Genomic DNA, 18,937 nt, shown 5'->3' on the forward strand with positions numbered 1-18,937 from the left:
GGACTTTGCATCCTGCGTACATTATAAAAGGGTGTCGATACTCAACTACGACCATTGACGAACTCAACAGGTTGAACGACACCCATTCTCTTGAGAGGCTTCGAAAGATGACGCCTTGCTGCGGTCGGAGGCTCATACCATCCGGGAACCATCTGCCTGCGCACCTGACCCATCACAGGCTCGAAGGAATGGGTCTTGCACTTCTTGCATTTGAATTTCCCACCCTTCCCTGTGGACTTCATGGTCCTGGAACATATCGGACAGATGGGATTGGAGATCTTGACCGATTCAGGTCCCGCCGATATAACATGGATCTTCTCGACATTCAAGGTCCTCGGAACATCCCTCAATTCCCCGATGACCTCGACCTCATCACCTTCGTTCAACCAATCCAGAACGAAACGGAACTCCTTGGAAGGTTCATAGGCGGCACATGATATGAGACCATGCGATGTTTCGACATCGATGATCGTGTGACCTCCCTCGATATGTCTGGAACGGGATGCCACATTCCCTCTCAAGGCATACGATTGGTCAGGGACCAATGCTTTGGGGTTCTTGATTATATGATCGTCCGTTCCCTGATTGGTCAGGAAAACCACCCATCTATCGATGGGTTCCGTCCTTATATCCTTCGAAGCCTCGATCAGATCATCCTCGGAATCTCCACGAAGACCGTACATGACAGGACAGGGAGTCATCGGGACCATGGCGACCTTATGATATCTGGGCTCCCAGGAATTGAATGTCGAACCATACCTGGAATCCATCATCCCTATGCTCTCCGGATCGAAGATCCTCTCGGTTCCCCATCTGTCCCTGGGCCTGTATGTGAGAAGTTCGAACGTACTGTCCCTGGGCCTCCAGGCCATGCCGCATACGCATCCGATCAATCCGCGCCCCTGACGTATCTCGAATGTCAATCCGCCTATCCTCTCGATCTCCGGATCGATAATCTCACGGTCGAGGATCGTCCTAACACCTTTCCAATAGAATTTCTGTGAAGGCTTGACCTTGGATATCAACAGCCCAGGATCGGAGAAATCAGGATCATGGTTCCTCTCCACTATCGGGATTATCCTTCTCCTCAGCTCCTGAGGGTCAGGTTCATAGTCTGTACAACTGTCGAAGCAGAACAGCTCCCTGTCACCGATCATCCCTATGAACCTCTTGGGACCCGAACCACGACCGAAGCGCATGACGAGGGAACCATTACCACGGGTCTTCCAGGGAGTAGCGGGATTGAGACGGACGAGACGGGGATTGCCTATGAGGTCCAGGTCATCCAACTCTCTTATGATCTCGGTAGCGAGGAATGTTGTACAATTTCCACGCATGGAATCCGTATCATCCACAGATATGTACATTATCTCTCCAGATTCCGAACATTCGCATGTCAGGATGGATGCACATCCATCAGTCCAGATATATCAATTGCTCCACGAAGAAGATCCTACCATCTTTGGAGAAATCTCCGATGACCCCATAGTATCCAAGTTCCATCGGAATATCAGATGAGAAACACCTGATATCCGAATCACGGGTCTCCAGAATGAATGTGAAACCATTATCCCCCTCGTTCACATCGACCACTATGCCCGTATGCTCGGGTGAAAGGAGATCATCATCGGATCCTATACAGAAGAACAAGACCAACAATACGACGGCGAATCCCAGAACAGCATACCTGACCTTGGACATGCTGCAACTCTTATTTGTTCAGGATAAAAAGAAGAGGGTGTGCGTCAACACTTACTTCCGTCGGAAAACGTGAAGGCCGCATCCAACCCCCCCACCCCTCCATTTCCACTGGAACCGAAAAACAGAGTACGGGTGATTTCGAGATCGTATCATATGGTGCCGAGAATGTACAAAACTCCAATGAATGCAACGATTCCAAGCACGCAAGCACCTATTACAAGCCATCCTTTCATTTAGGAAACACTCCTGATATTGATTCTCGAACATCGTTCAAATATAAAACGAATTTAGAGAGAGTGCTCAGATTCTTTTCGAAATTTCCAATGGAAACAAAGGTTTGGCAAACACTTATATGGATTATGGGTTTCAGTGGAAACAGAGGTTGTCTGATGGCTGGAGAAAACAAAAACGAAGCGAACATCTTCACACAGTACATCAAGAGCAGACATAGCCTCATCAAGAATTCCAAAATTCTTCAGACAACATACATACCGGACAATCTCCCTCATAGAAAGGATAAGATCGATGCGATCGTGGAGATCCTCGCGCCTGCCCTGAATGGTGACAAACCATCTAACATCCTCATCATCGGAAAGACCGGAACTGGAAAGACCGCTGTGATGAACTTCATAGGGAAGGAATTGAGAAAGGCGGATCCTCAACAGGAGAATGTCCATTTCATCTACATCAACTGTGAAGTGAACGACACTGCATACGGTATCCTATACAGCATTTCCAATCAGATCATCAATAACATCGAGGAAAATAAGATCCCATTCACAGGTTGGAGTCTGGATAAGATCCTTGCGACTCTGACTGAGATGATAGATAAGGAGAACAAGGTCTTCATAATCGTTCTCGATGAGATCGACAGGTCCATTCAAAAGAATGGTGACGATATCTTCTATTATCTCACCACGATAAACGAAGTGCTTCAGAAATCGAGGGTATCCATCATCGGGATAACGAACAATGCGAAATTCACCGAACTTCTTAGTCCTAAGATAAAGAGCAGACTCGGTGAAGAGAAGCTGGTATTCCCTCCATATAATGTGGAACAATTGAAGGACATCCTTTACAACAGAGCTGACATAGCTTTCGATACCGGAGTGTTGGATGATGATGTCATTCCATACTGTGCCGCTCTTTCTGCGCAGGAGATGGGAGATGCTAGAAGGGCCCTTGAACTCATGAGGATCTCGGCGGAGATCGCGGAGAGGCAAGGGGATCCCAAGATCACTTCCGCTCATGTGAAATCCGCTAGGAGTAAGATCGAGGTCGATGCGATAGTCGAGGTCATCAAGACATTGACCATCCAATCGAAGATCCTTCTCCTAGGTATCATAAAGAACACCGAGAAAGGACTTCCGACGATGACCACAGGAGATACGTACGCGGCTTACAAGTCCGTCTGCGAATGCATCGGTCAATCACCTCTGACACAGAGGAGGATCACTGGACTCATTCAGGAATTGGATATGCTTGGGATAATCCATGCTCGCATAAAATCCACAGGTAGGACCGGTCGCACAAAGGAGATAGAACTCTGCATTCCAAGGGATCTCATCGAGATGGTGAAATCCGACGATCTCTTCAAGGATTACAAGCCTCCGACACAGCGCACTCTGATGTGAGGCATCCTTTTTTCGGTTCCAGTGGAAATGGAGGGGTGGGGGGGTTACCTCCTTCCGATCCCCTTCGAGAGACCTATTCTGTCCTGGATCTGTCTGTTGAATCTGTTCATGTAGATCAGATCGACGAAGAACAGTATTGAGAATATCGTGATAAGAGCCATTATGAGGGAAGGGAGACTGTTGGGGACATGGGAAAGGTTCTCGTTCCCGTTCATCATCAGTTTCACCGTACCTATCCAAGGGATCTCGAAAACGGCTACGGACTTTATGTTCTCCAATGAGATACAATGGTCTATGATGCCGCTGGATTGATCGAAATTGGGATTCGTCACAGCGTTGTCTCCCATGGTAAGGTATCCGCTCTTCTTCTCGAGGTCATCGAGGTTCACATACGGGGTCTTTCCGTATATGTCGTGGAAGTAGAGGGTCCCTTTGAGATCGTCGGGGTCTGTTCCCTTGATCAATTTGCCATCGGTTCCCAGGTATTCGCAATGCCACTGACCTTCGATGTTCCTCAATTCTGACGATGACCATTTCCCATTCTCATAATCCAGCCATATTATGGCACGATGGATCACCGGGTTGTGTCCGTCCCTGTTGTATATGATGACCGAGCCGTAGTTCTCGAAGGAGCTGTGTCCTGTGCTCAGACCTTCCACATAGCTCTGTATGTCCGTTTTCGAAGGATCCCTGACGACGACGATGTCTCCTGTGTCTATCACACCTATGGAGGATCTGTCGTTATCATGCTGCATGCTCTCTGAAACCACGGAGCTGAACGGTACGGTCGATCCCGTGTATGCTATGAGGGCACAATATCCGCCTCCTATAACCACAGCAAAGATCCCGATGGTCAGAATGAGCTTCTTGGTCTCCTTTTCCACGTTCCTGTATGGGTATGTATTAGATAAATAGGATAGGCGGACCTGCAGGGGGTATATACTTACTAAATTAGTATGTTACAAACATGTTTCACGTTCTCTTCTTTAATATGAAGTGCACGATATCGATAGCATGGAAAGACCCAGCAATGACGAGTATTTCATGGAGATGGCACAACTGATCTCTACGAGGTCCACATGTCTCAGGAGGAAGGTCGGAGCTGTCATCGTGAAGGATAAGAGGGTCCTTTCCACCGGGTACAACGGATCTCCCAAAGGGACCCGTCACTGTGAGGAGCTGGGTTGCATAAGGGAGCAGATGGGCATACCGTCTGGCACTAGGCATGAGCTCTGCAGGGGAGTCCACGCGGAGCAGAATGCGGTCACTCAGGCGGCCTATTTTGGAGTCAGTGTCAACGGGGCCACGATCTATACGACCACATTCCCGTGTTCTATGTGTGCGAAGATCCTCATCAATGCGGGCATCAAGGAGATCGTCTATGACGAGGGTTATATCGATGATCTCTCCCACAGTCTCCTCAAGGAGACGGATGTCCTGATTCGTGAGTATCATCCTTCCAGTTGATTTCTGTCTAGAAAGGCACATTGTCTGGCTGTTCCCTTTCTAGAAAAGGGGTTAGCATTAAGTATGGCAAAAAGATACGAACTCCCAGGGTCGGGGAGTGTTGAATTTGAGCCGAACTGACATACTTTCGGAAATAAAGAAAGCGGAGGCGGATGCAGATGCCAAGGTTGCACAAGCTGAGGCAAACAAGAAGTCCGCCATCGCTGAATCCCGTAGGGATTCTGTAAAGAAGATTCAGGACGCTGAGGCTCAGATGCGCAGCTCTTACGAATCCGCCATCGCCAAGGAGAAAGAGGCCCTTGATTCCAAGCGTGACTCCATGCTTGCCACTGGCAAGCAGGAGGCTGCAAGGATCGAGAGCTCTTCCAAGGCGAAAATGCAGGAAGTCAAAGATTTTCTCAATGAAAAATTCGAGAGGACCATAAATGTCACTTCCTGAGTCGATGAGTAGGATTGTGATCGTGGGAGCCAAATCCCATATCGATGAGGCCATCGAGGCCATCTACGATGTGAAGGCTATCCACCTGATCGATCATACCGTCGGCGCGGATGATGGTTTCTCCCTCGGAACTCCTCGTCCGTATTCTTCTAAGGTCTCTGAGAGGCTTTTGAAGGTACGTGCGATGGAGAAGGGATTGGGAATCGCGAAAAATGCGAAGACCCAGCCCATTTCTGAGGAAGAGATCAAGAGCCAGATATCATCTGACAGCGTCGAACTTGCAGAGACGGAGATCAATGCCGTCTTTGACAAGAGGAATGATCTCAATCAGAGAATCACCGATTTAAACGCTACGAAGAAGAATCTTGAGCTTCTTTCCGACATGCCGATCGATCTCGAGCTTTACTCCGGATACAGGAGCATAGTCTCGTTCGTCGGTACCGTTGTCGAGGATCCCACCGCCATGCTTTCCGGCATGGACTGTGAGATCTTCACATCCTTCGACAAGAAGAAAGGCAACGTCATCGCCGTGTTCGCCAAGGTCGCAGACAAGGACGCAGTCCAGTCTGTCCTTTCCGAGAACGGCTTCTCTGAGATCGCCGTTCCCAAAGACACCGGGTCCGCAGCCTCCGCCCTTGCCAGGACGGACCGTGAGATCCAGGACGCCGAGGCGGAGATGGAGAATGTCTCGAAAGAGCTGGAGAGTCTTCTGGAAAAACACAAGGACTTCCTCAGCGCTTCCGAAGAGGAGCTGTCTATCCAGGTCCAGAAGGGAGAGATCCCCGTAAGGATCGCCAACAGTGAGTACACCTTCGTCATCGACGCATGGGTTCCCACTTCCAAGGTCGAGACCGTCAAGACGGAACTCGAATCCAAGGTCGAGGGCATCTACGTCGAGGTCGAGGAGACTCGCGGCAGGAAGATGGCCGAATCGGAGGCAGCAGAGCCGAGGTTCAAAGACGCTCCGACTAAGTTCAACAATGGAAAAGTCGTGAAGGAATTCGAGTATCCGACCAAGCTCGTGTCGGTGCCCAAGTATCAGGAGATTGACCCTTCCATCCTGATCGCAATCTTCCTTCCGCTGTTCTTCGGACTCATGGTCGGAGATGTGGGATACGCCATCCCGTTCATAATCCTTGGAGCGTATGGACTCAAGGTCACGCATCACAAGGATTGGCGCGCTATCGCTACAGTGCTGTTCTTCGGAGGCATCTGGGCATTCATTTTCGGACTGTTCTTCTTCGGAGAATGTCTGGGAATGCACTTCGTCACGTCGCATCACATGTTGTCTGTGGAGTATTCCTGGCAGATGCTGCTGGGTCTCGACAACCTGCCTGCGATCTTCGGAGGTATTCTGCCTTACGAGACCGGTGTCGGAAAACTGTTCCACGTCGGATTCCTCCTCAAGCTGTCCGTGTACATCGGTATCGTTCACCTGATGATCGGATACTTCTGCGCACTGTACAACAAACACATCCAGTATGGATTTGCCCACGCGTTCAAGGAGAAGGGAGGGTGGATCTTCGGATTCATCGGACTCGTTCTCGTATGTTACGCACTCGCAATGTTCCTGATCTATGGGCAGGACATGTCCGAACTGATGCCGTTCCTTCTGATCGGTGCGGTTCTCATCGTCGTCGAAGTGATCATGAACATCAAACACGAGGGAATCCAGGCTGTTCTCGAACTGCCCGGAATCGTAGGAAACATCCTTTCGTATACTCGTCTGGCTGCTATTGGTATGTCCAAGGCCGGTATGGCCCTGGCTTTCAATTACATAGCTCTGGGAATGGTCGCAGGTGTCGAGATCGTCACCGTCGGCGATGTTAGTACAGTGACTAACACGTTCGGTGTCATGGACATCATCGGTCTGCTCCTTTTCGCCTTCCTGCATCTCATGATCTGGACTCTCGCTATCCTATCTGCGGGTCTCCACGGTCTCAGGTTGCAGATGGTCGAGCTTATGGCCAAGTTCTTTGAGGGAGGAGGTACGGAGTACGCGCCCCTCAAAATCAAACGCAACAAAACCGTTTCCACAGAAGCAACTAAAGAGGTATGAAAATGGCAGATATTGGAGTTGGACTTATCGCAATCGGAGCAGGACTCGCAGTCGGACTGACCGGACTCGGAGCCGGAATGGCTGAGAAAGACGTCGGAGCAGCAGCAGTCGGAGCTATCACCGAGGACCAGTCTCTCTTCGGAAAGGCAATGATCTTCATGGTTCTCCCCGAGACCATCGTCATCTTCGGACTGGTCATCGCTATCCTCGGAATCTTCGTCATGGCGAACTGAGCAGCCAAGAGGTATCCTCATGGCACTAGCGAACGTAACTCAGGAGATCCTCACGGATGCCGACGTCAAGGCGGCCGCCATCAAGGCGGAGGCCGATGCGGAGATCGCAAAGATCTCTGCCGACGCGGACAAGAAGATCGCTGAGTTGAAAGACAAAGAGGACAAGAGGCTCAAAGAGGCAATTGAGTCCCTCAACCGCCAGGAGATGTCCAGCGCAGAGCTGGAGAGCAAGAAGATCGTCCTGGCCAAGAAGAAGGAACTCCTTGCCGAGGCCTTTGACGGAATGCTTTCCGACCTGGAGAACGCCTCCACAGAGGACAAGCTCAGGCACTACAAGGCCATGGTCAAGGTCGCAGAGGGTATCATCGATGCACCCGTCGCTCTCATGTCCGAGAACGACGACTTCACCGCAGCGGAGCTCGGTGTCAAGTCCGTCGTCAAGGACGCGAGGATCACCTCCGGGCTGATCCTTCAGAGCGAGGACGGATCCGTTGAGATCGACATGCAGTACTCGACGCTTCTTCAGTCCATCTGGGACCGCGAGATCAAAGCAGTGTCCGACATCCTGTTCGGGTGAGACCTATGTTCAACCGCAGCGGAAGAGCAGGAAACTACGCGTACACCGTGTCCAGGGTGAAGGCCAAGAAGGCCCTTCTCCTGAAGGAAGAGGACTACAACAAGATGCTCCAGATGAGCGTCCCCGAGATCTCTCGCTACATCAGCGAGTCTGGTTATCAGAAAGAGATGACCGACCTCGCCGGCAGGATCGAGGGAATCGACCTCGTCGAGCACGCGACCTACGTCAACATGGCGAAGGTCTTCAGTAGCATCCTCGGAGCTTCACAGGGTGAACTCAATACGATGGTTGAGGCGTACCTCGAGAAGTGGGATGCCTGGAACCTGAAGGTTATCCTCCGCGGGAAGTCATACGGCCTCGACGCTGACGGCATCAGGGAAGATCTTGTCCCTGCCGGAAGCCTCAGATCCGAATCTTTGGAGAAGCTGCTCGCCCTCGACAATGTGGACGACATAATCGCCAACTACTGCAAGATGGTACACGTCATCATCCCTCAGGACGTTCTCACCTCGTTCAAGGCGAGCGAGAACCTCGGAGAGATCGAGGACTACCTGGACAAGAACTACTACGTGAAGCTGCTGAAGAGCATTGACCCCTCTTCCAGGCCCACCAGGATGTTCCAGGACTACGTAAGGATGGAGATCGACATCAGGAACCTCGAGACGATCCTCAAGCTCAAGGCAGAGGGGATCTATGGGGAGACCGTGATGAAGTACATCATTCCCGGAGGGAAACAGATCGACAACAGGCTGGCCGTACAGCTCGCCAATGCCGAGACCGTTTCCGCCGCAGTGTCTGACCTGTCTCAGCTTGACTTCTATGAGACCATCAAGGATCTCGTCGAGAAGGACGCTGTCAGCATCAGGGACATCGTCACTGAGATGAAGAAGTACGAGATCGCCGCCGCGAAGAAGTTCTCTCACATGTACCCCCTTTCAGTGGTTCCTGTGCTCGACTACATGATCCACAAGGAGATCGAGGTCGGCAACATCAGGACCATTTCCAGAGGAATCGAGAGCGGACTGGACACAGAGACCATCAAAGGGCTGCTGGTGATCTGATGGAGATCGCAGTTATTGGCAACGATGAGTTTGTGCTCGGCTTCAGACTGGCCGGCATCAGGCGCGTATTCGTGGCTGACAAAGACAATTACCAGGAAAAGATGCTGGAGGCGATGTCCCAGCCCAACATAGGTATCCTCGCTGTCGATGCGAAGGACCTAGACAACCTCTCTTTTGCCGTGAGGCACAAGGTCATGGATTCGATCCAGCCTGTCGTGGTGCCCGTCGGCGGAGATCAGAGCGATCTCCGTGAGAAGGTCAAGAGAGCGATTGGAGTTGACTTATACAAATCAGAGGATGAATAAATGAGCACTGAAGGTGTAATCTACAGGGTCGCAGGACCTGTGGTGACTGCCACCGGTATCTCTCCCAAGATGTACGATGTCGTCCATGTTGGTAAAGAGCAGCTGATGGGAGAGGTCATCAAGATCGTCGGCGACTACTCCATCATCCAGGTTTACGAGGACACGTCCGGTATCAAACCCGGCGAGCCCGTCACGAACACCGGAAAACCCCTGTCCGTTGAGCTGGGACCCGGACTTCTGACCTCCGTTTATGACGGAATCCAGAGGCCTCTCCCCGTCCTCAGGGACAAGATGGGCGACTTCATCTACCGTGGGGTTTCCGCACCTGGACTGGATCACGAGAAGAAATGGGACTTCGTACCCGCTGTCAACGCCGGCGACAAGATCAACGGCGGAGAGGTCATCGGTACTGTCCAGGAGGGACCCATGGTCCACAAGATCATGGCCCCCATCGGAATCAAGAACGGGAACGTCGACTCCATCAAGAGCGGGTCCTTCACCGTTGACGAGACCGTCGCCGTCATCGACGGCAAGGATATCTGCATGGTCCAGTTCTGGCCCGTCCGTGTCCCCAGGCCCGTCGCCGAGAAGTACCAGCCCGATGTCCCCCTCGTTACCGGACTCAGGGTCCTGGACACCATGTTCCCCCTCGCGAAGGGAGGAGCCGCGGCCATCCCCGGGGCATTCGGAACCGGAAAGACCGTTACCCAGCAGTCCCTCGCCAAGTACTCCGACGCAGAGATCGTCGTGTACATCGGATGCGGAGAGCGCGGGAACGAGATGACCGAGGTTCTGACCGAGTTCCCCGAACTCGTGGACCCCAAGACCGGCGAGTCCCTCATGAAGAGGACCGTCCTGATCGCCAACACTTCCAACATGCCTGTCGCGGCCCGTGAGGCTTCCGTCTACACCGGAATGACCATCGCCGAGTACTTCCGTGACATGGGATACAACGTCGCGCTCATGGCCGACTCCACCTCCAGGTGGGCAGAGGCCATGCGTGAGATCTCCTCGAGGCTCGAGGAGATGCCCGGAGAGGAGGGTTACCCCGCATACCTCGCCGGACGTCTGTCCGAGTTCTACGAGCGTGCATGCCGTGCAAGGGCATTCTGCGGTGACGACGGGTCCATCTCCGTCATCGGAGCGGTCTCTCCTCCCGGAGGAGACCTCTCTGAGCCTGTTACTCAGAACACCCTCCGTATCGTCCGTGTCTTCTGGGCACTGGACACCAAGCTGAGGGAGAGGCGTCACTTCCCCACCATCAACTGGCTGACCTCGTACACCATGTACGACAAGCAGCTGGTCGACTGGTACAAGCAGAATGTCGCCGAGGATTTCCCCGCGCTCAGGTCGTGGGCGATGCAGACCCTCCAGAAAGAGTCCGAGCTGCAGGAGGTCGTTCAGATGGTCGGATCCGACTCTCTGCCCGACGAGCAGAAGATCACCCTCGAGGTCGCCAAGATGATCCGTGAGATCTTCCTCCAGCAGAACGCGTACCACCCCGTCGACTGCTACTGTCCCATCGAGAGGCAGTACACCATGATGACCCTCATCAAGAAGTACTCCGACCTCGCGGACAAGGCACTCGCGGCAGGCGTTCAGGTCGACAAGATCGCGTACCTCCCCGTCAGGACCAGGTTCAACCAGGCCAAGTACGAGGACAACACCGATGCCGAGCTCAAGGCCGTCGGCGAGGACATGGACAAGCAGTTCGCAGAGCTGGGAGTGTGAGTTGAATGGCAGACATTTCCAAAGAGTACAAGACGATCTCTCAGATCGCGGGACCCCTCGTCTACGTCAAGAAGACCGAGCCCGTCGGATACTACGAGATGGTCAACATCAGGATGTCCGACGGAACCATGAGGAGGGGACAGGTCCTCGACTCGTCCGACGACCTCGTCGTCGTCCAGGTCTTCGAGGGAACATCCGGTATCGACAAGGACGCATCCGTGCGCTTCCTCGGCGAGACCATGAAGATGCCCGTTTCCAAGGACATGCTGGGCAGGGTCCTCTCCGGAGCCGGAGAGCCTCTGGACGGCGGGTCCAAGATCGTGCCCGAGAAGGAGCTCGACATCACCGGAGCGGCCATCAACCCCTGGGCAAGGGACAGCCCCTCTGATTTCATCCAGACCGGAATCTCCACCATCGATGGAATGAACACTCTGGTCAGGGGTCAGAAGCTGCCTATCTTCTCCCAGTCCGGTCTTCCCCACAACGAGATCGCACTGCAGATCGCCAGGCAGGCGAAGGTCCGCGGAGAGAACGAGGAGTTCGCCGTCGTGTTCATCGCCATGGGTATCACCAACGAAGAGAAGCAGATGTTCATGAAGGAGTTCGAGAGGACCGGCGCTCTGAAGAACGCCGTGGTCTTCCTGAACCTCGCGGACGACCCTGCCGTCGAGCGTACCCTCACTCCCCGTCTCGGTCTGACCACCGCGGAGTACATGGCGTTCGAGCTGGGAATGCAGGTGCTGGTCATCATGACCGACATCACCAACTACTGCGAGGCCCTCCGTCAGATCGGAGCCGCCCGTGAGGAGGTTCCCGGAAGGCGCGGTTACCCCGGTTACATGTACACCGATCTCGCACAGCTGTACGAGCGTGCAGGAAGGATCAAGGGCAAGAAGGGATCCATCACACAGATCCCCATCCTCTCCATGCCCGGAGGGGACATCACCCACCCGATCCCTGACCTGTCCGGATACATCACCGAGGGACAGATCGTTCTGTCCATGGAGCTGCACAGAAACGGAATCTACCCGCCCGTCAACGTCTCCTCGTCTCTCTCGAGGCTTATGGGAGGCGGAACCGGAAAGGGCAAGACCCGTGAGGACCACAAGGGAGTCTCCGATCAGCTGTACGCCTCGTACGCTGAGGGTAAGGACCTCCGTGGTCTGGTCGCAATCGTCGGAAAGGACTCTCTGTCCGCCAAGGACAGGAAGCTCCTGGACTTCGCCGATGTCTTCGAGGACCGCATCGTCCGTCAGGGAATCGACGAGGACCGTTCCATCGAGGAGACCCTGGACATCGCCTGGGAGATCTTCACCGAGCTCGACCTCGACCAGCTGACCAGGATCGACCGCAAGTACATCGAGAAGTACCTGCCCAAGAAGTGATCCTATGGCAGCACACGATGTCACCCCCAACCGTTCCGTCCTTCTGGACCTGAAGAAGAGGATCAAACTGACCCAGGGAGGATACAAGATCCTCAAGATGAAGAGGGACGGTCTGATCATCGAGTTCTTCGAGGTCCTCGAGAAGGCCAGGAAGATGCGCGAGGGAGTCTCCTCCGACTACGAGTCGGCAATGGAGAAGATCACCATCGCCAGAGCGGTCGAGGGAGAGATCGCCGTGAAGTCCGCGGCGTACGCCCTTAAGGCGGACCCGCAGGTGAAACTCGGAAGCAAGAGCATCATGGGAATGATGGTCCCGAAGGTAGAGGCAGAGAAGATCCACACCAACATGGTCGACAAGGGCTATGGTGTGATCTCCACCTCCGCATACATCGAGGAGGCCGCGGCCGCGTTCGAGAAGCTTCTCGACACGCTGGTCCGTGCCGCCGAGGTCGAGACCACCATGAAGAAGTTGCTCGATGAGATCGAGAAGACCAAGAGGCGTGTGAACGCACTGGAGTTCAAGATCATTCCCGAGCTCAAAGAGGCGGAGAGGTTCGTCAAGTTCAGTCTCGAAGAGATGGACCGTGAGAACACCACTCGTCTCAAGCACCTGAAGAGAAAAGGAGCCGCCGAAGAATGAAATCCATGGAGGACCGCATCAGAGAGATCAGGGACGACCCGGTCAAACTGAAGAGGACGTTCACAGTGATCTGGGTTGCCGCATACGGCATGCTGGTGCTGGGAGCGTTCATCATCATCGCGGTCCTCATCATGGGTCTCTAAAACCATTCAACCCCCTCTGCCACGGCAGAGGGGAAAACCTCAACAATGATTCTGTCGGACCGTATCGGTCCATCTTCTCCTGTGGACGGGTACGCGGCAGTCGCGCTCACTCGTGGAAGTTACGCATCGAGATCCTTCCAGTCCCGAGGTCCACTATCGGCATTATCCCCGGATCGGGGTTGAAGTTGTGCTGTCTCTGATACTCGGTCTGAGACTGCCATGTGGACGCATTGATCATCCTGACCCCGTTGTATATCTCCTCTCCGGCACCGTGGACGTGTCCCGACACGAAGATGTCCGGAACAAGGTCCATGGACAGGTAGTCCTTCTTCTCGGGAGCTAACGCATTCCTCTGCCCGTATATCGGCGCAAGGTGTCTGCGGACGCACATCTGCTTCATGACCTGGAGAGGATCGTCGTAGGTGAGGTTCTGGACGGCCGCAATCCAATCGTCCATGCTCTTGCCATGGTATGTGAGGACGGTCCTGCCCTCGATGTCCATGTAGACCGGATTCCCGGTCATTATTATGTTGGAGTCGAATCCCTTCGTGAACCTCTGGTTCAGTGCGGGCTGGGGTTCTGCGAGACGTGCGGCGTCGTGGTTCCCGGGATGTATCACCATCTTGATGTGATCTGGGATCTCCTTGAGATACTCGGCAAGTCTGGCATATTGATCATCGATATCCTTGATGCTCAGCTCAGTATCCTGATTGGGGAACACTCCGATACCGTCCACGACGTCACCGGGGAAGATCAGGTAGTTGATCTCCTCCTTCATGGAGTTGGCCTTCAGCCATGCGACCATCCTCTCCCAATCCTTCTCCAGGAATGTCGTGCTCCCGACGTGAACATCCGACAGGAACGCGACCTTGGACGAGGTGTCCGATTCCTCCCACACATGGTTCTTGGGAATGTCCGGACGGACGATCTTGTCGGGGATGATCATGGTCCTCTCCCTGTTCGGTTTGCCGACTATCCCTATGACCTCGTCGTTCACGAAGGTCTCGGTGATTAGTGGCGATTCCTTGGAGATGAACACCTTGATGGTGTCCGTATCGTCCTCGATGGTCAGCATCGTGTGGCCGTTCTTGGTGGTCGCCTTGTCGTAGACTATCCCGACGACCTTGATCTCCCTGTCCAGGGTCTTGGCGCGGGCGATGTCCATACCCCTCCCGAAGTCGTGGCGTTTCTCGATGAGCCTTCTGAGGGAGAAGTAGCGTGCTTTGAAGTATTGGGCGAAGTCGTTGATCTTGCCTTCGCAGGTGGATTCGCCCGTGATGTCGGTCCCTTTCACGATATGGATGTCCGATGTGAACTTGTTGCGGGGAACGATCTCCTTGGGAGATTCGAATATGACCTTGTCACCGGCGATGCAGTCCATGACATCCTTCTTGTCGATGAACATGACGTTGTTCGAGATGTGAGCGAACACGGTGTTGATGAACTCCATCGGACGGTCGTTGGACAACACCATCTCCAGGGCTTCGGGCGAAAGGAACAGCCCTTTCTTCGCCGCCTCGGACAGAATCTCACCTCTCATGATGGAGGGATATCCCGCCTCCTATATTTTGCATTCCGGGTGGATCCCATCCGGGCCCGTCGTTGTTCGGATTTAAGTATGCGAACCTCGTCTCTCCGTACATGACCCTCATCAGCATCAGATGCCCCGTGAATCCCAGCGAGGACCCGGACAAGGTCCTGGCAGCGATAAACGCCATATTCCCGGATGCAGAGGTCGACCTTTCCGACGGACTGTACAAGGGGACGGCGGGTCTGGACAGGTTCTCCCAGCTGATCAGGAAACAGAAGATCCTCGACGCCACCCGTGCGGTGATGATCATGAACATCCGCGGCAACCGCACGCGCATGCTGGTGAACAAGCAGGTGGCCACCGTCGGCAAGATCTCATTCGCGGACAGGAACCCTGTCCTGGGTGCGATCGAGGTCACTGTGGAGGATGACGACCTGATGTCACTGATCGACCGCGTCGCACCCGTGACCGTGGACGGCGAGGAGGTGAAGGTCTGATCGGGATCTCCTGCACCGAGCTGAGCAGCCGTCCTCTGGCAGAATGTGCGGCACGGGTGTCGGAGTCCTTCGGGCTCTGGGAGATATTCTCGGAGGCCGACAACTGCATCTATGCGGATGCTTCGAAGGTCGCGGACATAGTGTCCGAGAACGGCCTCAGATGCCAGGTACACGCCCCGATATGCGATTGGAACATCGCCGCTATGAGCGATCGCCTGAGGGAGGCATCCCTGGAGGAGACCATCGCGAACATCGATGCCGCCGTCGAGATCGGAGCGAAGGTGGTGACGGTCCATCCCGGGCTAACGTCCATGGCGGTCGGAGGGCTGGAGCAGAGGGCCGTGGGGTACGCGAAGGAATCCATGAGGGCCCTCGACAGGTACGTGTCCGGGATGGATGTAACATTGGCGATAGAGAACATGCCTTCGATGCCGTTCTTCCTGGGACGTTCCGCGGAGCAGCTCGGGCAGATCGTCGACGGGACCGACCTGGGGGTATGTTTCGACATCGGCCATGCCAACACCACCGGGCAGATAGATGCGATGATCGATTCGTTCGGCGACAGGATCGTCAACATCCACATCCATGACAACAACGGTCAGAAGGATGAGCATCTGACCATCGGCGATGGGGAGATAGATTTCCAGCACGTGATCCGCAGGATGGGAGGATACGAGGGGAACTGGATCATCGAGTCCAAGAGCCTGGAGTCGGCCGTTCAGTCCCTGTCGCGTCTGGAGAACATGCTCTCCTGAACCGGCGGCACCCAATTTGGCATCTCCCTGATCCTCGCAGGCGCCTTGATGAGCTTCATCACAAGGAGCACGAGGCATATCGCGCCCAGGGCCATTATCGCGAGCGTCATTATCGAGATGATGCCCATGAGTCCCGTGAGTACCACCACTGCGAGGTAGTCTGTCAGGAAGTGGACCAGGATGGATGCATGCACACCCACCTTGACGTAGAGATATCCGAACAGCAGGCCTGCCACAGTGGACGATATCACCTTGGAGAATCCCCATCCGGGCATATGGGCGAATCCGAACACCAGTGCGGATATCACGATGAGGACCATCGCCACGCGGCTCATACCGAACCCCCCGAACAGGAACTTCCACGAACCCTTCCTCTTGCACACGTAGCCCACGACCATCATGGGCAGCCCGATGTAGGCCATGCGGGTGATGACCTCCTCCCACACGGCGGCATCGGCAAATTCCAGCAGCGCCTGGGGCGTGTTCCCCGAGGCCATGTCGCCCGGCGGGGTGATCCCGCTTCCGAGCATCATGGAGATCATGGCCGTGATTAGGCTCATCACGAACGATGCCCCGAATATCATCGATACGCTGTACAGCGGGGTCTCGACGATCGTGCTCTTCATGGGCTCCGGTCTGCTTGACAGGACCTTCCAGGTCTGATAGCCCATAACGGCTATGGATATCAGGATCGAGACCTCCAGCAATATCCATGCGATCTGCAGCCCCGCACCGGAGATGGTGGTCGCGACCACGAGGTTGGGGATCAGGACCAGTATGTCCATCGAGCGCGTCGATGCCCAGTCCCAGACGGACACGGTGCCTCCGACGAGATACGCGGTCTCTATGATCAGCAGCAGGAGCACGATCGGAACGATCCATACGGATATCGAACGTAACGTCGACTCGGTGTCCGTATCCTTTCTCCGGGGCGCAGGGGCGGCCGAGAAGCGCCTTCCGCACACGGCACAGAACCTGGATCCCTTGGATTTGTACTCCTCGCAGGAGGGGCAGTCCTCGCGGAACTCCTCCCCGCAGAACGGACAGAAGTTCTCGCCCCTGTCCCTGAACTCGTCGCAGCGGTCGCAGCTCATGTCTTCCTCAGTATGGCGGCGACGCCCTCTGCGCGCTCCACCTCGATCACGGCGAGCAGGCTCTTCCTGTATCTCGCGACATCCGCGATCTGTCTCGCGATGTATCTCTCGCGGTTCTGGGAGACCTTCCTGTAGCTCTTGATGCCGTCGTTTATGAACTCGTCCCATTCCACGGCGAAATCCGCGGGGGACGTCGATCTGAAGTTCTTCTTCATGCCCTTCTTGGCGAGTTTGTGCTCCTTGACGAAATCCAATGCCGGCACGGTCTCGCAGTACATGTCCGTGAACTCCGAGTCGTTCATGTCCAAGGGGATCACGTTGTTCCCCTCGGATGCCACCAGGTCCACCAGGACGCAGATGGCAGGCGAAGGGATCCTGATCTCCTCGCCCGTCAGGGACATCATCCTCTTCGAGTATGCGATGTCGAACTCGCTGACCTCGAAGTCGTCGTTGAGCTGCACCCTGGATTTTATCGCCTGGATGCCCTCTATGCTCATAGCGGCCGCATATGCCTCGTACGACCCGTACGCCGAACGGACCTTCTCCTCCTCCGAGGTCAGGCCGTTGACGATCGGGAGGATGTCCACGTCGCAGTCCCCGACGCGGATGGAGATCATTTGCGGGTCCCCCTCGAGGCGACGAGGTTCGTCAGCTCTTCGGGAGCGTCGATCTTCTTCAGTTCCTCGTTCGACACGACCGCGGTGGAATCGATGTTGTCGCGGTCGTGCTTCTTCTCCACGATCAGGATCGAGAAGTGGTCCATGATGCGCGCGATGTCCGACGCGACCAGGGCCCGCTGTGCCAGACGTTCGTCGTCTGAGCCGTAGCTCGTCAGCATGAGGGCCTTGCTGTTGCTGCTGACGGCCTCGAACGGGCTGCGGACCACGGGCCTCACGGAGAACCCGAGGTTGCACAGCTGGTTCACAGCGAAGGTGTCCACGGGCGCTCTGTCCTCCCGTGCTTCCTTGACGCGTTCATCCTCCTTGAACTCGAACGGGTCTATCGGTTCGATGATGGGGAGTCCGAGGCTCTCCTCGATGCGCAGGGCGGCATCGATCATCGCACCCATGCCCGATTCGTACATCTGGATGGTGCGTCTGGACACTCCTGCGATCTCCGCCATTGCGCCTAGGCTCATGCCCATGTTCTCGCGTGCGGACTTCAGGAGGACGCCGTCCAGCTTCACATAGAGGCCGCCGGGCGCCGCGAAGATGAATGGAGGGGAGTCCTCCAGAAGAAGGTCGGCCAATGTCTCGTTGGAGACGATGGATATGTTGAATCTTGAATATACTATGCCGGGCTCGAGGTTCCCCGAGCTGGAGCGCTCGCCGATGACGAGCGGGGTCGCCCCGAGCGCCTCAGCCAGCGTCTTCATCTCCGAGGCGTTGTCCTTGGAGAACGCGTCCACGTTGCTGAGGACCTTCGCCAGGAGGACCCTCTCGTCGAGCCTTGCCACGACATCGAAGCAGATCCCCCTCATGGTCAGTGCCGAGGAGACGTCGAATCCTGCCTTCGCCAGGATGGCGCGGGTGGTGTTGATCAGCTCGTTCCTGCCCATGCTTGTCATAGTGTCAGAACTTCTATTTAATATTACGAGAAGGCCGTTCCGACGATGCGAATGCCGGCATCGCCGGAACGTGGTTTCCCATTGCAAGGAGGTATCTGCGCCGTCCGTATCGCACGGA

At 54.9% G+C, this 18,937-nt stretch carries 21 protein-coding genes; 14 read left to right on the forward strand and 7 right to left on the reverse strand.

All coding sequences use genetic code 11. The features are described 5' to 3' along the window. Positions 1-41: 41 nt before the first annotated feature. Positions 42-1,367 carry a DUF1743 domain-containing protein gene (locus V5D86_RS07590; protein ID WP_414596081.1) on the reverse strand — a complete coding sequence of 442 codons (1,326 nt, stop codon included), beginning with the start codon at positions 1,365-1,367 and terminating at the stop codon, positions 42-44. 49 nt (positions 1,368-1,416) lie between these two features. Continuing rightward, complete coding sequence (locus V5D86_RS07595; protein WP_414596082.1) at positions 1,417-1,701, reverse strand: hypothetical protein; 285 nt, start codon at positions 1,699-1,701, stop codon at positions 1,417-1,419. A 389-nt stretch (positions 1,702-2,090) separates the two neighbouring features. Between V5D86_RS07595 and V5D86_RS07600 the strand changes: the two genes are divergently transcribed. After that, the gene (locus V5D86_RS07600; protein ID WP_414596083.1) at positions 2,091-3,335 is read left to right on the forward strand and encodes an ORC1-type DNA replication protein; all 1,245 of its coding nucleotides are present in this window, start codon (positions 2,091-2,093) and stop codon (positions 3,333-3,335) included. A gap of 44 nt (positions 3,336-3,379) precedes the next feature. On the opposite strand, the gene V5D86_RS07605 is transcribed toward V5D86_RS07600, so the two are convergent. Then, positions 3,380-4,219: a S26 family signal peptidase gene (locus tag V5D86_RS07605; protein WP_414596084.1), complete on the reverse strand. Its 840-nt coding sequence runs from the start codon at positions 4,217-4,219 to the stop codon at positions 3,380-3,382. A 130-nt stretch (positions 4,220-4,349) separates the two neighbouring features. Here V5D86_RS07605 and V5D86_RS07610 point away from each other — a divergent pair, with 130 nt between their 5' ends. From V5D86_RS07610 to V5D86_RS07660, 11 genes are all read left to right on the forward strand, one after another. After that, entirely contained in the window at positions 4,350-4,802 is a 453-nt protein-coding gene (locus V5D86_RS07610; protein ID WP_414596085.1) for a deoxycytidylate deaminase, read from the forward strand. A 106-nt stretch (positions 4,803-4,908) separates the two neighbouring features. Further along, positions 4,909-5,241 carry a hypothetical protein gene (locus V5D86_RS07615; protein WP_414596086.1) on the forward strand — a complete coding sequence of 111 codons (333 nt, stop codon included), beginning with the start codon at positions 4,909-4,911 and terminating at the stop codon, positions 5,239-5,241. A gap of 4 nt (positions 5,242-5,245) precedes the next feature. Then, positions 5,246-7,300, forward strand: a complete 2,055-nt coding sequence (locus V5D86_RS07620) for a V-type ATP synthase subunit I (protein ID WP_414596087.1) — start codon at positions 5,246-5,248, stop codon at positions 7,298-7,300. Between the two features lie 2 nt (positions 7,301-7,302). Continuing rightward, the gene (locus V5D86_RS07625; RefSeq protein WP_414596088.1) at positions 7,303-7,533 is read left to right on the forward strand and encodes an ATPase; all 231 of its coding nucleotides are present in this window, start codon (positions 7,303-7,305) and stop codon (positions 7,531-7,533) included. Positions 7,534-7,552: 19 nt separating this feature from the next. Further along, positions 7,553-8,110, forward strand: coding sequence for a V-type ATP synthase subunit E (locus V5D86_RS07630; RefSeq protein ID WP_414596089.1), 558 nt, complete (start codon positions 7,553-7,555; stop codon positions 8,108-8,110). A gap of 5 nt (positions 8,111-8,115) precedes the next feature. Then, positions 8,116-9,171, forward strand: a complete 1,056-nt coding sequence (gene ahaC, locus V5D86_RS07635) for an ATP synthase A1 subunit C (RefSeq protein ID WP_414596090.1) — start codon at positions 8,116-8,118, stop codon at positions 9,169-9,171. After that, on the forward strand, positions 9,171-9,476 hold the full coding sequence (locus V5D86_RS07640; protein WP_414596091.1) for a V-type ATP synthase subunit F: 306 nt from the start codon (positions 9,171-9,173) through the stop codon (positions 9,474-9,476). Before ahaC ends, V5D86_RS07640 begins: the two co-directional genes overlap by 1 nt. Beyond that, entirely contained in the window at positions 9,477-11,207 is a 1,731-nt protein-coding gene (locus tag V5D86_RS07645; RefSeq protein ID WP_414596092.1) for a V-type ATP synthase subunit A, read from the forward strand. Between the two features lie 5 nt (positions 11,208-11,212). Beyond that, positions 11,213-12,592 (forward strand): V-type ATP synthase subunit B, encoded by a 1,380-nt coding sequence (locus V5D86_RS07650; protein ID WP_414596093.1) that lies wholly within the window; start codon positions 11,213-11,215, stop codon positions 12,590-12,592. Positions 12,593-12,596: 4 nt separating this feature from the next. Then, positions 12,597-13,232, forward strand: a complete 636-nt coding sequence (locus V5D86_RS07655; RefSeq protein ID WP_414596094.1) for a V-type ATP synthase subunit D — start codon at positions 12,597-12,599, stop codon at positions 13,230-13,232. Further along, entirely contained in the window at positions 13,229-13,375 is a 147-nt protein-coding gene (locus V5D86_RS07660) for a hypothetical protein (protein WP_414596095.1), read from the forward strand. The genes V5D86_RS07655 and V5D86_RS07660 overlap by 4 nt, the downstream gene beginning before the upstream one ends. Positions 13,376-13,481: 106 nt before the next feature. Here V5D86_RS07660 and V5D86_RS07665 read toward each other — a convergent pair whose 3' ends face one another. Further along, positions 13,482-14,915 (reverse strand): DNA-directed DNA polymerase II small subunit, encoded by a 1,434-nt coding sequence (locus tag V5D86_RS07665; RefSeq protein WP_414596096.1) that lies wholly within the window; start codon positions 14,913-14,915, stop codon positions 13,482-13,484. Between the two features lie 101 nt (positions 14,916-15,016). Here V5D86_RS07665 and V5D86_RS07670 point away from each other — a divergent pair, with 101 nt between their 5' ends. After that, on the forward strand, positions 15,017-15,403 hold the full coding sequence (locus V5D86_RS07670) for an RNA-binding domain-containing protein (protein WP_414596097.1): 387 nt from the start codon (positions 15,017-15,019) through the stop codon (positions 15,401-15,403). A 56-nt stretch (positions 15,404-15,459) separates the two neighbouring features. Next, entirely contained in the window at positions 15,460-16,158 is a 699-nt protein-coding gene (locus tag V5D86_RS07675; protein WP_414596098.1) for a sugar phosphate isomerase/epimerase family protein, read from the forward strand. Here V5D86_RS07675 and V5D86_RS07680 read toward each other — a convergent pair. From V5D86_RS07680 to V5D86_RS07690, 3 genes are read right to left on the reverse strand one after another with little or no spacing between them, the layout of a single operon-like run. Continuing rightward, on the reverse strand, positions 16,122-17,252 hold the full coding sequence (locus tag V5D86_RS07680; protein ID WP_414596099.1) for a type II CAAX prenyl endopeptidase Rce1 family protein: 1,131 nt from the start codon (positions 17,250-17,252) through the stop codon (positions 16,122-16,124). The two genes, V5D86_RS07675 and V5D86_RS07680, sit on opposite strands and share 37 nt — an antisense overlap. Next, on the reverse strand, positions 17,249-17,869 hold the full coding sequence (locus tag V5D86_RS07685) for a hypothetical protein (RefSeq protein WP_414596100.1): 621 nt from the start codon (positions 17,867-17,869) through the stop codon (positions 17,249-17,251). The genes V5D86_RS07680 and V5D86_RS07685 overlap by 4 nt, the downstream gene beginning before the upstream one ends. After that, positions 17,866-18,810: a transcriptional regulator gene (locus V5D86_RS07690; protein ID WP_414596101.1), complete on the reverse strand. Its 945-nt coding sequence runs from the start codon at positions 18,808-18,810 to the stop codon at positions 17,866-17,868. The genes V5D86_RS07685 and V5D86_RS07690 overlap by 4 nt, the downstream gene beginning before the upstream one ends. Positions 18,811-18,937: the final 127 nt, after the last annotated feature.

Origin of the sequence: Candidatus Methanoprimaticola sp. MG2, from assembly GCF_047501175.1 — an archaeon.
Taxonomy (GTDB): Archaea; Thermoplasmatota; Thermoplasmata; order Methanomassiliicoccales; family Methanomethylophilaceae; genus Methanoprimaticola.